Source organism: Rathayibacter sp. AY1F2, from assembly GCF_002930885.1.
In the GTDB taxonomy this organism is placed as follows: domain Bacteria; phylum Actinomycetota; class Actinomycetes; order Actinomycetales; family Microbacteriaceae; genus Rathayibacter.
Window position 1 is genome coordinate 60,656 of record NZ_PSVG01000002.1, and the last position, 13,355, is coordinate 74,010.

Below are 13,355 nucleotides of genomic sequence, written 5' to 3' on the forward strand. Positions count from 1 at the left end.
CGGAAAGGCGCTCCGCCGGAAGGGCGATCCCCCGACATGCGGAACGCCCCGCGCATCTCGTGATGCCGGGGCGTCTGCTGGGTGTTTCTGCTCGGTGGCGAGTGAGGGATTCGAACCCCCGAAGGCTACGCCGTCTGATTTACAGTCAGATCCCTTTGGCCGCTAGGGTAACTCGCCGTGGCGCACCCGACCACGTGTTCACAACCGGAGGCGCTCAGCAAGGATACCCACGCGACCGGCGGATCGGAAATCGGTGCCGCGAGGCCTCAGTCCGCCTCCGCCGCGTAGCGGGACGCCGCCTCCGCGACCTTCCCCGCGTAGCTCCCGGCCGGGTTGTAGGCCGCGATCGCCGCCCGCCATCCCGACTCCGTCGAGAGGTCGCCGCCGGCGTCGCAGAGGTACCGGGCGGCGGTCACCGCCTGCTGGTCCACGTTCTGCGGATCCCATCCGCTCGACGCCCACGCCATCCACGTCGCCGGGATGATCTGCAGCGGACCCATCGCCCGGTCGACCTCGGCGTCGCCGTCCAGAGCCCCGCCGTCGTTGTCGGGGACCCGGTCGAAGCGCGTTCCGTCCAGGCGCGGACCGTAGATCGGCTCCGTCGGCCGCCCGTCCTCGCCCAGCTCGCCGCCGTCGATCGTGCCGTGCCTGCTCTCGACGTAGCCGATGCCGGCCAGGGTCGCCCAGTCCAACCGGCAGTCGGGGTCGACCGACGCCGTGAGGAGGGCCGTGCCCGCGTAGGCGGTGAGCGCACGCAGCGGGATGCCGCTCCCCTCGGACGCCGTGCCCAGCCACGCCTCGTCGGCGAGCAGTCGCACCGGCGTCGCCGCGGCCTGCTCGGGATCCTCCAGCACGACGGGGTCGGCCGCGACGGGAGCGGTCGCCGCGGGAGGGACGGTGGACAGGCCCTCCTCGACCGTCAGCGCGGGCGGCCGCTGGCCGCAGCCGGCCAGGAGGAGGCCGGCGAGCGGGACGAGGACGAGAACGGGGAGGCGGCGCACCCCTCAGAGGTACCAGCCGCGCCTGGGGCCGGGCTCCGCCACGCCTGAAAGCTAAACTCGGAGCCATGGCAGATTCAACGTTCGACGTCGTCAGCAAGATCGACAAGATGGAGGCGGACAACGCCCTGAACCAGGCCCACAAGGAGGTCGAGCAGCGCTACGACTTCAAGAACGTCGGCGCCTCGATCGCCTGGAGCGGCGAGAAGATCCTGATCAAGGCCAACACCGAGGAGCGGGCGAACGCCATCCTCGACGTCTTCCAGTCGAAGCTGATCAAGCGCGGCATCAGCCTCAAGAGCCTCGACGCGGGCGAGCCCTTCGCGTCCGGCAAGGAGTACCGGATCGAGGCCACCCTCAAGGAGGGCATCGACCAGGAGCACGCGAAGAAGATCAACAAGCTCATCCGCGACGAGGCGCCGAAGTCGGTCAAGTCGCAGATCCAGGGCGACGAGCTCCGCGTCTCCTCGAAGAGCCGCGACGACCTCCAGGCGACCATGGCGCTCCTGCGCGGAGCCGACCTCGAGCTCGACCTCCAGTTCGTCAACTTCCGCTGAGGAATGACGCACACGGGAGCACGCGCGTGACCGCCGGAATCGACGACCCCGACCGGCGGGGCCGCACCGGACTCGACAGGGACGGGCTCGACCTCGTCGGGAACCCCGACGTCGTCGTGAAGGAGGTCACCCTCCTCTCGAGCGACTGGTACGTCCTCCGCACCACCCGCTTCGACTACCGGCACCGCGACGGCAGCTGGACGAGCGAGCAGCGCGAGACGTACGACCGGGGGAACGGCGCGGCGGTCCTGCTCTACGACGCCGACGCGCGCACCGTCGTCCTGATCCGGCAGTTCCGCTACCCCGCGTACGTGAACGGCGACCTCGACGGGATGCTCCTCGAAGTGCCCGCCGGTCTCCTGGACGAGGACGGGCCCGAGGAGGGCGCCCGCCGCGAGGCGTCCGAGGAGACCGGACTCGAGGTCGGCCGGCTCGAGCACGTGTTCGACGCGTTCATGAGCCCCGGCTCGGTCACCGAGAAGCTGCACTTCTACGCCGGCCGCTACCGCGCGGGCACCCGCAGCGGAGCGTTCGCGGGACTCGCCGACGAGGGCGAGGACATCGAGGTCCTCGAGCTCTCGTTCGACGAGGCGCTGACCCAGATCGGCGTGCAGATCGTCGACGCGAAGACGATCATGCTCCTGCAGTGGGCGGCCCTGTCCGGCCCGTTCTCGCGCTGACGCGCGAGCGTCGCGGCTGCGGACGCGTCAGCGCGCGTACTCGGCGAGGGCGCGTCCGGTCAGCGTGTCCGCCGCCGCGAGCCCGACCGGAGTCCCCTCGAAGACGATCGTCCCTCCGTCGTGCCCGGCTCCGGGCCCCACGTCGATGATCCAGTCCGCGTGCGCCATCAGGGCGCGGTGGTGCTCGATCACCACGACCGAGTTCCCGGAGTCGACCAGCCGGTCGAGCAGTCCGAGCAGCGTGTCGACGTCCGCGAGGTGCAGGCCCGTGGTCGGCTCGTCGAGCAGGTAGACGGATCCGGACGAGGCCATGTTGATCGCGAGCTTGAGGCGCTGACGCTCGCCCCCGGACAGCGTGTTCAGCGGCTGTCCGAGCGTGAGGTAGCCGAGACCGACGTCGACGAGACGGGCGAGCACCGTGTGCGCCGGTCCGCTCGCGAAGAACTCCGCGGCGTCGACGATCGGCATCGAGAGCACCTCGTGGATGTTCCTCCCGCGGAGGCGGTACTCGAGCACCTCAGCGGTGAACCGCTTGCCGTCGCACTCCTCGCAGACCGACGAGACCGTCGCGGCGGGGCCCAGCTCGGTGAAGATCATCCCGGCCCCCTTGCAGACGGGGCAGGCGCCTGCCGAGTTCGCGCTGAAGAGCGCCGGTCTCACACCGTTCGCCTTCGCGAAGGCCGCCCGGATCGCGTCGAGGACCCCGGTGTAGGTCGCCGGATTGCTGCGCCGCGAGCCGCGGATCGGCGACTGGTCGGCCACCACCACGCCGGGCCGACCCGCGAGCGAGCCGTGCAGGAGCGACGACTTCCCCGACCCTGCGACTCCGGTGACGACGGTCAGCACGCCCAGCGGGACGTCCACGTCGACGCCGCGGAGGTTGTGCGTGGAGGCCCCGCGGATCTCCACCGCCCCGGTCGGACGGCGCACGGCCTCCTTCAGCGGGACGCGGTGACCGAGATGACGGCCCGTCAGGGTGTCGGACGTGCGCAGCTGCGCCACCGTCCCCTCGAACCGCAGCTCGCCGCCGTGCGCACCGGCCCTCGGACCGAGGTCGACCACGTGATCGGCGATCTCGATGATCTCCGGCTTGTGCTCGACCACCAGGACGGTGTTGCCCTTGTCCCGCAGGCGGCGCAGCAGCTCGATCATCCGCGAGACGTCGTGCGGATGCAGACCCGCCGTCGGCTCGTCGAAGACGTACGTGACGTCCGTGAGGCTCGATCCCAGATGCCGCACCATCTTGACCCGCTGCGCCTCACCGCCCGAGAGGGTGCCCGACTCCCGATCGAGCGACAGGTAGCCCAGCCCGACCTGGACGAGGGCGTCGAGCGTCCCGAGGAGGGTCTCGACGATAGGAGCGACGGACGGCGCCTGCAGCCCGCGGAGCCACGCGGCGAGGTCGGTCGCCTGCAGCGCGGCGCACTCGGCGATGTTCCGGCCCCCGATGCGCGACTCCAGTGCCGCGCGGGTGAGCCGGCCGCCTCCGCACTCGGGACAGGCGGCGAAGGTGGCCACCCGCTCGGCGAAGGCGCGGATGTGCGGCTGCGCCGCCTCCTTCGCCAGGTAGAGGCGGGTGACCTTCACCAGGAGGCCCTCGTAGGTCATCGTCATCCCGGCGATGGCCATCTTCGTGGCCGGACGGTGGAGGAACGCGTCCATCTGCTCGGGCGTGAAGTCGGCGATCGGCACATCGGCCGGATAGAGGCCCGACTCGGCGAGGCCCTTCCAGTACCAGCCGCCGACGACGAAGTTGGGGATCGCGTCGAGAGCGCCGCCCTCGAGCGACTTCGAGCGGTCGATCAGCGCGTCGAGGTCGATGCTCGACACCCGGCCCGTCCCCTCGCACCGCGGGCACATCCCCTCCGGCAGGTTGAAGGAGAACGCACCGCTCGTGCCCGCGTGCGGATCGCCGATCCGGCTGAAGAGGATCCGCAGCATCGTGTACGCGTCGGTCGCCGTGCCGACCGTGGACCGGCCGTTCGACCCCATCCGCTCCTGGTCGACGACGATCGTGGCCGACAGTCCGTCGAGCGACTCCACGTCCGGGCGGGCCGGCGACCCCATGAACTGCTGCACGAAGGCGGAGTAGGTCTCGTTGATGAGGCGCTGGGACTCGGCCGCGATGGTGCCGAAGACGAGCGACGACTTGCCGGAGCCCGAGACCCCGGTGAACACGGTGATCCTCCGCTTCGGGATGTCGACGTCGATCCCCCGGAGGTTGTTCTGGCGCGCACCGCGCACCCGGATGACGTCGTGGGGCGAGGCCGTGGTCATGCTGTCTCCGTCCAGAGCGGTGCCCGAATCCTAGAGGAGGTGCGCGGCGTCCGCGCCGGAACGACGAACGGCCCCCCGGAGTGCACCGGAGGGCCGTTCGGAGAGCACGCGTCAGAGCGCGACCGGCTCCGCCCGCGAGATCGCGATCATGTCCTCGCGAGGAACGACCTTCACGCGCGCACGGCCCTCGGGCTCGCCGAGCGCCATCTCGTGCTCGTCCAGCCGGTGCCAGCCGTCGAGATCCGTGTAGGCGATCTCCCGCTCCTCGAGCAGGGCGACCACGGCCGCCTCCTCGGGGTGCTCGGGCGTCCACCAGGACGCCTGGTCGTTGAGCACGTGCGCGACGGTCTCCATGGCGTCGGACTTGGTGTGCCCGATGAGGCCCACCGGTCCGCGCTTGATCCAGCCGGTCGCGTACACGCCGTGGACCTGCTGGTCCTCGTCGTCCAGGACCTGGCCCTCGCGGTTCGGGATCACGCCGCGCATCTCGTCGAACGGGAGGCCGTCGAGCGGCGAGCCGAAGTAGCCGACCGCGCGGTACACGGCCTGGACCGGGACCTCGCGGATCTCACCCGTGCCGCGCACTCCGCCCTCGCCGTCCGGCTCGGTGCGCTCGTACCGGATCGCGCCGACCCGACCGGATCCGTCGTCCACGAACTCGAGCGGCTTCGCCCAGAAGTGCAGGTGGAGACGACGCGAGGCGCTCCCGACGTCGCGGGTGCGCCACTGATTGAGCACCCGGTTGATGACCATGACCTGCTTGTTGGTCGCGATGGCGGCCTCCGAAGCGGGATCGAGGTCGAAGTCCTCGTCGGCGACGATCATGTCGACGTCGCGCAGCTCGCCCAGCTCGCGCAGCTCCAGCGGCGTGAACTTCACCTGAGCGGGACCGCGGCGCCCGAAGACGTGCACGTCGGTGACAGGAGACGCCTTCAGCCCCTCGTAGACGTTCGGCGGGACCTCGGTGGGCAGGAGGTCCTCGGCGTGCTTCGCCAGCATCCGCGAGACGTCGAGCGCCACGTTGCCGTTGCCGATGACGGCGACGGAGGACGCCTCCAGCGGCCAGGTGCGCGACACGTCGGGGTGGCCGTCGAACCAGCTGACGAAGTCGGCCGCACCGTAGGAGCCCTGGAGCTCGACACCCGGGACGTCGAGCGGAGCGTCGCGGACGGCGCCGGTCGCGAAGATCACGGCGTGGTAGTGCCGCTTGAGATCCTCGAGCGTGATGTCGGTCCCGAAGTGCACGTTGCCGAAGATGCGGATGTCGCCCCGGTCGAGCACCTCCCGCAGCGCGGTGATGATCCCCTTGATGCGCGGGTGATCGGGCGCGACGCCGTAGCGGACCAGGCCGTAGGGCGCGGGCAGGTGCTCGAACAGATCGATCGAGACGTCGTACTTCTTCTCGGCCTTGATCATGAGGTCGGCGGCGTAGATGCCCGCGGGACCCGCGCCGACGATGGCCAGCCTGAGCTTGGTCATTGCGTTCCTCCTGCCGGGGCGCCGCAGCGCACAACCGGTCTCATTCCTGCGGCGCAGGGTGCGCCGCGACGATCGGGGTCAGCCGTTGCGCTCGACGACGGTGTCGGCGAAGCGCGTCAGCGCCTTGCGGACGGAGCCGTCGGGCAGCGGAGCGAGGGCAGCGACGGCCTCGTCGGCCCACCGGTGGGCCTCGGCGAGGGTCTGCGCGGTGACGTCGTGATCGCGCAGCTGAGCGATGGCGTCCGAGATGTCGGCGCTCTGCTCCTCCGTGTGCGCGATGGCGTCGTTCGAGCGGCTCACATAGCTCTCGATGCGGGCGAGGAGAGCCGCGGCGTCCCTGTCCGAGGAGGCGCGCTCGCGCAGGCGCAGGATCGGCAGCGTCGACACGCCGGCGCGGATGTCCGTGCCGGGGTTCTTGCCGGTCTCCTCCGGCTGGGGAGAGAGGTCGATGACGTCGTCGACGATCTGGAACGCGACGCCGATCTTCTCGCCGAAGACGCGCATGGCCTCCTCGTACTCCTCCGGAGCCTCCGAGAACGCGACTCCCGTGCGGCCCGCCGCGGCGATCAGGGACCCGGTCTTGTCGGCCAGGACGGACAGGTAGTGCTCGACCGGGTCCTCGCCGTCGGTCGGGCCGACCGTCTCGTGCAGCTGCCCGAGGACGAGCCGCTCGAACGTGTCGGCCTGGAGCCGGATCGCCTTGTCGCCGAGCTCGACCATCAGCTGGTTCGCGCGGGCGAAGAGCAGATCGCCCGTCAGGATGGCCACGTTGTTGCCCCACACGGTCTGCGCCGACGGGACGCCGCGGCGCTTCTCCGCCTCGTCCATGACGTCGTCGTGGTAGAGCGATGCGAGATGCGTGATCTCGATCGCCTGCGCACCGAGCAGGACCTGCGGCGTGTTGCCGCGGCCCAGCGACGCGGCCAGGAGGGTGAGCATCGGGCGCACGCGCTTGCCGCCCGCCTCGAGGAGGTACCGGGTGGAGACGTCGGCCACAGCGTCCGCGAAGGACAGCTGCCGGACGAGACCCTCCTCGACCTGCTCCAGACCCGCGTCGATCGTGCGGGCGAGAGCCCGGTCCGACGAGGAGGAGAAGATGCGCTCGGAGAGGCCGAGCTGCGCCGTCAGAGACGGGCTGCGACGGGCGACGGGCGCAGTGGCGTTCACAGGGAAACCCTAACGTCTCGGCCTGTGCGGACCCCGGTCGTCATCGGGTCGCCGCGATCGGCTTGACGCCGCGGTGCAGCGCCACGATGCCAGCGGTCAGATCGCGGTAGGCCACGCGCTCGAAGCCCGCCGCGCGGAGCCAGGCGGCGACGACGCTCTGCTCCGGCCAGGCCCGGATGGAATCGCCGAGATAGTCGTACGCAGGATTGTTCGACGACGCGAGGCGCACGACGGCGGGCATGACCGTCGACAGGTAGAAGTCGTACGCGGCGGCCAGCGGAGCGATCGGCGGAGTCGAGAACTCGCAGATCACGACCCGGCCGCCGGGCTTCAGCACACGCAGGAACTCGGCGAGCGCCGTCCTCGGCTCGGCCACGTTGCGCAGACCGAACGAGATGGTCACGGCGTCGAACGACTCGTCCTCGAACGGGAGGTCCATCGCGTCGGCCTGGACGAACTCGATCCGGTCGTTGCCCGCCTGACGGCGACGGCCGACGGCGATCATCCCCGGGGAGAAGTCGGCTGCGACGACCTGGGCGCCCGACCGCGCCAGCGACGCGCTCGACGTTCCGGTGCCGGCCGCGATGTCGAGAATGCGCTCACCGGGAGCAGGGTTGACGGCGCGAGTCGTCGCGATCCGCCAGAGCCGGTCGTTCCCCACCGAGAGGAGTCCGTTCACCAGGTCGTAGGCGGGAGCCACGGTGTCGAACATCGAGGCGACCTCGTCGGGCCGTTTGGTGAGGTCTGCCTTCGTCACGATCCGCAAGTCTACGGCGAGACGAGGGACGGCGGCTGTGCATCCGCCGTCCCGCGCCCGGTCGGCGCGCTCCCCCCTGGGGAAGCGCCGGGACCGCCCCGCTCCGCCTCGCGCGGCGGCCCCGGACCGGATCACGGTAGCAACGGAGCCCTGCGCCCCGAGCCCCGCGGCATGGGACGTCCCATCCTCTGGCGCGGGCGTACCCTGCTGAGGTGACGCTCATCGGCGCTGGAACCCCCCTGCTGCGTGCGGAGACGACTCCACTGGACTCTCCGCCGTCGCTCCTCTCCCACTCCGACCCGAGGCGGCCCCTCCTCTGGCAGCGCGACGGCGCCGGGCTCAGCGGACGCGGGGAGGCCCTGCGCCTCGAGTTCTCGGGCCCGGAACGGCTGCGGGAGGCGGCGGCGGCCTGGCGGCGGCTCTGCGACGCGGCGACGGTGGAGGACCGGGTCGGACTGCCCGGGACGGGGCTGGTCGCGTTCGGGACCTTCGCTTTCTCGAGCCGATCCGAGGCGACGAGCGTGCTGATCGTGCCGCGCACCGTGATCGGGACGCGCGACGGCCGGTCATGGCTGACGCGGATCACGATCGGCGAGGCGGAGAGACCGTATACGCCGAGCGAGGAGCCGCTGGGGGCGGAGTACCACGTGCCGCTCTCGCCGGGTGCGCTGCCGCCGGACGGGTACCGCGCGGCGGTCGCTGCCGCGGTGGAGACGATCCGGGCGGGTGAGCTGTCCAAGGTCGTGATCGCGCGCGATCTGCAGGGGCGGCTCCCGCCGGGGGCGGACCTGCGTCGGATGCTGGGTGCGCTCACCGAGCGGTACCCGGACTGCTGGGGCTTCGCCGTGGACGGATTCCTCGGCGCCAGTCCGGAGACGCTGGTCGCGGTCGATCGGGGCGAGATCTCGGCGAGGGTGTTGGCCGGCACGGCCGCACGAGGCGAGGATCCCCTCGCCGACGCGGACGTGGAGGCCGCTCTGCTCGAGAGTCCGAAGGACCGCTCGGAGCACGCTTTCGCTCTCGCCAGTCTGGTCCGGGAACTCGAGCCCCACACACGGGAGCTGACGGCGGGCGCCGCCCCGTTCACGCTCCGCCTGCCGAATCTCTGGCACCTCGCGACGGACGTGCGAGGAATTCTGGGCGACTCCTCCACCGCGCTCGATCTCGTCGATGCTCTTCACCCGACCGCGGCAGTGGCCGGCACTCCGACCGCCGACGCCCTTGCGCTCATCGAGCACCTGGAGCCCTTCGACCGCGGTCGGTACGCAGGACCCGTCGGCTGGATCGACGGCAACGGCGACGGCGAGTGGGCCGTCGGACTCCGTAGCGCCGAGGTCACGGCCGAGGGCGCGGTCACGGCCTGGGCGGGCGCCGGCATCGTGGCCGACAGCGTTCCCGAGTCCGAGCTCGCCGAGACCCGCATGAAGTTCCGCCCGATCACCGACGCTCTGGCCTGACGCACGTCGGGAATCGTTGAAGCCGTCGGCTACCCGCCGCTTACCCCGCCCGGTCCCCGTCGAGCCGGGGAACCCCCGGCCGTCGTCCTGCGCCCACCGGCGGTCGCCCGGGCAGCGCCGGCGGCCGGGTCGTCACGCGGCGGCCGGTCGGTGTGGTCCAGTCCGCTGTGCCGTCCGGATGGAGCAGATACGTCCACCGGTCGCCGTGGCGCACGTGGTGGTGGGCGACGCACAGGGAGGCGAGGTTGTCGGGAGTCGTCTCTCCCCCGTTCCGCCATTCGACGCTGTGGTCGGTCTCCGTCGAGGACGCCGGCCGGGTGCAGCCCGGGAAGCGGCAGGTCTGGTCGCGGAGGCGGACCAGCAGCCTCATCCTCGGCGGTGGGAGCCGGTGGCGGCGCCCGACGGAGACGACCGCGCCGGTCTCCTCGTCGGTCAGCACGGGAGTGAAGGCGGCGTCGTCGTCGATGAGCGCTCGCACCGCCTCGGCGGGGATCGGCCCGTAGCCGTCGAGCTCGGCGGCCGCCTCGTCGTCACCTGCGGCGGTGCTCGCCGCCACGGTGACTCTCACCTCGGCCCGCAGCCCGGTCGAGGGCGCCGCGGCTCCCTCCGGAGTGGTCCCCGCCACGTCCCCGTGGCAGAGCAGGTCGGCCCACGCGTCGGCGCGGAGCTGCGCCAGCGTCCGCAGATCGCGGTCCCCTTCGGCGCCGTCCCGCAGATCCCTCGCGATGCGGTCGAGCCGGGCGAGCGCTCCGACGGCCTCGGGCGCGGGGACGTGCGCGCACACCGTCGCCATGCCGTCGATCCCGGCTGTCGTCCACACCCGGCGGTCCTCACGGGCGCGAGCGTGCCGCTCGGCGAGGGGCTCGTCGTGCAGCTCCTCCCGCACCCGCGCGAGGGCGTGGCGCAGCTGCCCCGGGGTCAGCGTCTCCGCGAGGTCGACGGCCCGGTCGTCGTAGGCCGCGCGCGCCGCTGCCGGGAGGGTCGCCGCGACGGAGCAGACGAGCTGGCCGGCCTCCCAGCGCATCCTGGCGTCGGCGAGCGCGGAGCGGGTCCGCGGCAGCTCCTCCATCAGGAGCGAGGCGTGCAGCAGCTCCCTGGCGGCGGTGCGCTCGGAGACCCCGAGGGCGACGGCGAACTCCGCTCGGATCGACCGTTCGACGAGGTCCGTCGCATCCTTGCTGTCCGTCGAGGAGCCTCGGGCGAACGCGTCGGGACAGGTCAGCGCCGCGCGGTGTCCCGCGTGCAGCGCCTCCGCCGCGGTCAGGAGCACCGGGGAGGCGCTCCTCGCGAGCGCCGCCGCCCGGTCGCCGAGGGCGAGGACCTCTCCTCGCACCGTCTCCGCATCAGCCATGCCTCCAGCGAAGCAGCAGCAGACGAGCTGCGGAGCTCGAACGAGGCGTCCCCGGGAGAACAGCGTCCGACGACGACCTGTGGAGGACCGACCGACCGGACCCGTGCGGACTCAGCGCTCGAGCCGGATCTCCACGATGCCCGGCCCGTCACCCGGCGAGGTCAGCGCCTGCTCCAGCTCGCCGCGCGTCGCCGCACGACGGTGGCCCCACCCGTAGCCGCGCGCGAGAGCCTCCAGATCGGCGTTCTGCGGGGTGAACTGCACGCGGTCGAACGCATCAGGATGCGAGCTCGACGCGACCTCGAGTCCGTCGAAGATCGTGCCGCCCCCGTCGTTCACGACGACGAGCTGCACGCGCGGGCGTCGCTCTCCGGGCGGGAGGAGGAGGCCGCCGGCCTCGTGGAGCAGAGTGAGATCGCCGAGGACCGCCCGGGTGACTCCGCCGGCTCCCTGCTCGGTCGCCTGCGAAGCCACCGCGATCCCGAGAGCCGTCGAGATCGTGCCGTCGATGCCGGCGAGGCCGCGGTTCGCCAGGACGGATATCCGCTTGCCCGGCAGGGTCCCGTCGGCGACGCGGATCAGCCGCGACGCTCCGAACAGCAGCCGGTCGTGCGGCCAGGTGACCTTCCAGACCGCGGCGACGACGAAGTCGCGGGTGAGCGGTGCCCTGATCGCGGCGAGGGCGTTGCGCGCGTAGCCGCGGCGGTCCTCGACCGACATCGACCCCGCGTCGGGGACCTCGTCCAGCTCGTCGGGGTCGACCGTCAGGGCGCGGCTCGCGGACACCCAGGATCCGGCCCAGGCGCGCTCGCCGCGCTCAGGACGCGGCGACCCCTCGGGGCGGACCACGTCGACGCCTCCGACGCGGCGGGCGCGCCGGCCGGGGTTGTAGAACTGATCGCGCACGGCGTCCACGACGATCACCTCGACGTCCTCGCGGCGCAGCAGTTCGGGGACCTCGCGGGAGAGCGTCGGGTGTCCGAGCACGATCGCCCGGCGGATGCGTCCGCCGAAGTCGGGCTCGCCGAGCAGGCGCCGCCAGGCGACGACGAGCTGCGGTCCGAAGCGGGCGCCGGAGGAGACCTCGGCCAGCAGCGGCCAGTCGCCGGCGCGAGCGATCTCCTCGGCCGCGGCGCCCGCCTTGTCCCCGGCGATGACGACCGTGAGCGGCTCACCGGGACCGGCGGTCACGACGGCACGCGGGATCCCGGATCGGACAGCGGGCGACGAGACCGGTTCGATTCCCTCCATGTCGGGCAGAGCGGAGGAGAGCGGGTCGCGGAAGGAGAGGTTCAGGTGGACCGGCCCGCGGCGCGCCGCGGTGACGGCACGATCGGCGAGCGCCCGCGCGTCCTCGGGCCGGGAGGCGTCGTCCGGAGCAGCGACGTCCTCGAACAGCCGCACGGCTCGCCCGTACAGCTCGCGCTGCTCGACCGTCTGGTTCGAGCGGATGCCGCGCAGCTCGTCGGGCCGGTCGGCGGTCAGGACGATCATCGGCACGTCCGAGGCGTCCGCCTCGAGCACGGCCGGGTGCAGGTTCGCGGTCGCCGTGCCGGAGGTCGTGATCACGAGCGCCGGCATCCGGGATTCGAGGGCCAGGCCCAGCGCCAGGAACCCCGCCGAGCGCTCGTCGATCCGCACGTGCAGCCGGACGTCGCCGCGGGTCTCGAGCTCGGCCGCCACCAGGGCGAGCGCCTGCGAGCGGGAGCCCGGAGCGACGACGACGTCGCGGACGCCGAGCGCGACGAAGCGGGTGAGGAGGTCGACCGCGAATCGGGTGGAGGGGGCGACCGGCCGGTGCTCAGGCATCCCGGCGGCCGGGGCCGTCGGCCTCGCCCTGCTCGTCCATGTCGGCGAGGTCGCGCTCGAGCTGGGCGATGCGCTCGGCCTGCAGGCGCTCCTCCTCGGGGTCGCGCTCGGTGCGGAGGGTGCCGAGGAAGTCGGGGTCGTCGTCCGGAGCGGTGTAGCGGCGGCCGGCGGCGCGCTGCTTGCGGGGGCGGCCGATCCAGAACCACAGTCCCGCACCGATGACCGGGAGGATCAGCACCACCAGGAGCCAGGACCACTTCGGGATCGCCCGCACGGCGTGACGGTTGCTCATCGCGACGTCGATCACGGTGTAGACCGTGAAGACGGCGAGGGCCACGAGCAGGCCGATGACGAGGCGGATCATGGACACGAGTCTACGTCCGGCACCCCCGTCGGGGAGGGTCTGCACGGACGCTGGACAGGAGGCTCCCACGGTGCTCACGGAAGCGCGTGCAGGGGCCGACGTACACTGTCCCGGTGAAACTGAGCCGCGCGGTCGTCGTCTACTCGCTCCTGCGCCTGGCGATGTTCGCCGGCGTCTTCGTGCTGGTGTACCTGCCGGCGCGCACCTTCGTCGACTCGGAGCTGACGGCAGCGGTCACCGCGGGCTTCGTCGCCGCGATCGCGAGCCTGTCCCTCTCGTACATCCTGCTGAGGAAGCCCCGCGAGCGCATCGCGGAGGCGATCTACGAGCGCCGCAAGGACGTCCCGCGCGCTCCGACCGACGACGACGTCGAGGACGCCGCGGTCGACGCGACCCGCGACGACCGCTGAGCCGGGCGATCCCGCCGGCGAGGGCTCCCCTCGGACGCGCTGACCCCGC

12 protein-coding genes and 1 tRNA gene are annotated in these 13,355 nt (G+C 72.1%); 4 read left to right on the plus strand and 9 right to left on the minus strand.

Annotation, left to right across the window (positions count from 1 at the left end; all coding sequences use genetic code 11):
* Positions 1-95: 95 nt before the first annotated feature.
* Both C5C54_RS02005 and C5C54_RS02010 read right to left on the minus strand, forming a co-directional pair.
* Positions 96-177 (minus strand) — tRNA-Tyr (locus C5C54_RS02005).
* Between the two features lie 89 nt (positions 178-266).
* Positions 267-1,001, minus strand: a complete 735-nt coding sequence (locus C5C54_RS02010; protein ID WP_104247936.1) for a hypothetical protein — start codon at positions 999-1,001, stop codon at positions 267-269.
* A 65-nt stretch (positions 1,002-1,066) separates the two neighbouring features.
* Between C5C54_RS02010 and C5C54_RS02015 the strand changes: the two genes are divergently transcribed.
* On the plus strand, positions 1,067-1,555 hold the full coding sequence (locus tag C5C54_RS02015; protein WP_104223606.1) for a YajQ family cyclic di-GMP-binding protein: 489 nt from the start codon (positions 1,067-1,069) through the stop codon (positions 1,553-1,555).
* A 26-nt stretch (positions 1,556-1,581) separates the two neighbouring features.
* Positions 1,582-2,235 carry an NUDIX domain-containing protein gene (locus tag C5C54_RS02020; protein ID WP_104233413.1) on the plus strand — a complete coding sequence of 218 codons (654 nt, stop codon included), beginning with the start codon at positions 1,582-1,584 and terminating at the stop codon, positions 2,233-2,235.
* A 27-nt stretch (positions 2,236-2,262) separates the two neighbouring features.
* Here the strand turns inward: C5C54_RS02020 and C5C54_RS02025 are convergent, their stop codons facing one another.
* The 4 genes from C5C54_RS02025 to ubiE all read right to left on the minus strand — a co-directional run bounded on the left by C5C54_RS02025 (position 2,263) and on the right by ubiE (position 7,915).
* Positions 2,263-4,512 (minus strand): excinuclease ABC subunit UvrA, encoded by a 2,250-nt coding sequence (locus C5C54_RS02025; RefSeq protein ID WP_104262959.1) that lies wholly within the window; start codon positions 4,510-4,512, stop codon positions 2,263-2,265.
* Between the two features lie 111 nt (positions 4,513-4,623).
* Positions 4,624-5,991 carry an FAD-dependent oxidoreductase gene (locus tag C5C54_RS02030; RefSeq protein ID WP_104287689.1) on the minus strand — a complete coding sequence of 456 codons (1,368 nt, stop codon included), beginning with the start codon at positions 5,989-5,991 and terminating at the stop codon, positions 4,624-4,626.
* A gap of 78 nt (positions 5,992-6,069) precedes the next feature.
* Positions 6,070-7,158, minus strand: coding sequence for a polyprenyl synthetase family protein (locus tag C5C54_RS02035; protein WP_104233415.1), 1,089 nt, complete (start codon positions 7,156-7,158; stop codon positions 6,070-6,072).
* Positions 7,159-7,198: 40 nt separating this feature from the next.
* Positions 7,199-7,915, minus strand: a complete 717-nt coding sequence (gene ubiE, locus C5C54_RS02040) for a bifunctional demethylmenaquinone methyltransferase/2-methoxy-6-polyprenyl-1,4-benzoquinol methylase UbiE (protein WP_104226060.1) — start codon at positions 7,913-7,915, stop codon at positions 7,199-7,201.
* A gap of 212 nt (positions 7,916-8,127) precedes the next feature.
* Here ubiE and C5C54_RS02045 point away from each other — a divergent pair, with 212 nt between their 5' ends.
* Entirely contained in the window at positions 8,128-9,372 is a 1,245-nt protein-coding gene (locus C5C54_RS02045) for an isochorismate synthase MenF (protein ID WP_374953275.1), read from the plus strand.
* A 40-nt stretch (positions 9,373-9,412) separates the two neighbouring features.
* Here the strand turns inward: C5C54_RS02045 and C5C54_RS02050 are convergent, their stop codons facing one another.
* The 3 genes from C5C54_RS02050 to C5C54_RS02060 all read right to left on the minus strand — a co-directional run bounded on the left by C5C54_RS02050 (position 9,413) and on the right by C5C54_RS02060 (position 12,896).
* Entirely contained in the window at positions 9,413-10,723 is a 1,311-nt protein-coding gene (locus C5C54_RS02050) for an HNH endonuclease signature motif containing protein (protein WP_104287690.1), read from the minus strand.
* Between the two features lie 111 nt (positions 10,724-10,834).
* Positions 10,835-12,532 carry a 2-succinyl-5-enolpyruvyl-6-hydroxy-3-cyclohexene-1-carboxylic-acid synthase gene (menD, locus tag C5C54_RS02055; protein ID WP_104287691.1) on the minus strand — a complete coding sequence of 566 codons (1,698 nt, stop codon included), beginning with the start codon at positions 12,530-12,532 and terminating at the stop codon, positions 10,835-10,837.
* A complete protein-coding gene (locus C5C54_RS02060; RefSeq protein WP_104225908.1) occupies positions 12,525-12,896 on the minus strand; it encodes a PLD nuclease N-terminal domain-containing protein in 372 nt (123 codons plus the stop codon). The genes menD and C5C54_RS02060 overlap by 8 nt, the downstream gene beginning before the upstream one ends.
* A 113-nt stretch (positions 12,897-13,009) precedes the next feature.
* Here C5C54_RS02060 and C5C54_RS02065 point away from each other — a divergent pair, with 113 nt between their 5' ends.
* Positions 13,010-13,306, plus strand: a complete 297-nt coding sequence (locus C5C54_RS02065) for a DUF4229 domain-containing protein (protein WP_104239140.1) — start codon at positions 13,010-13,012, stop codon at positions 13,304-13,306.
* Positions 13,307-13,355: the final 49 nt, after the last annotated feature.

Bases quoted from the DNA above. Each gene is read 5' to 3' on its own strand.
- C5C54_RS02015 (WP_104223606.1), top strand. From the start codon at position 1,067: ATGGCAGATTCAACGTTCGACGTCGTCAGCAAGATCGACAAGATGGAG.
- C5C54_RS02025 (WP_104262959.1), bottom strand. From the start codon at position 4,512: ATGACCACGGCCTCGCCCCACGACGTCATCCGGGTGCGCGGTGCGCGC.
- C5C54_RS02030 (WP_104287689.1), bottom strand. From the start codon at position 5,991: ATGACCAAGCTCAGGCTGGCCATCGTCGGCGCGGGTCCCGCGGGCATC.
- C5C54_RS02050 (WP_104287690.1), bottom strand. From the start codon at position 10,723: ATGGCTGATGCGGAGACGGTGCGAGGAGAGGTCCTCGCCCTCGGCGAC.
- menD (WP_104287691.1), bottom strand. From the start codon at position 12,532: ATGCCTGAGCACCGGCCGGTCGCCCCCTCCACCCGATTCGCGGTCGAC.
- C5C54_RS02060 (WP_104225908.1), bottom strand. From the start codon at position 12,896: ATGATCCGCCTCGTCATCGGCCTGCTCGTGGCCCTCGCCGTCTTCACG.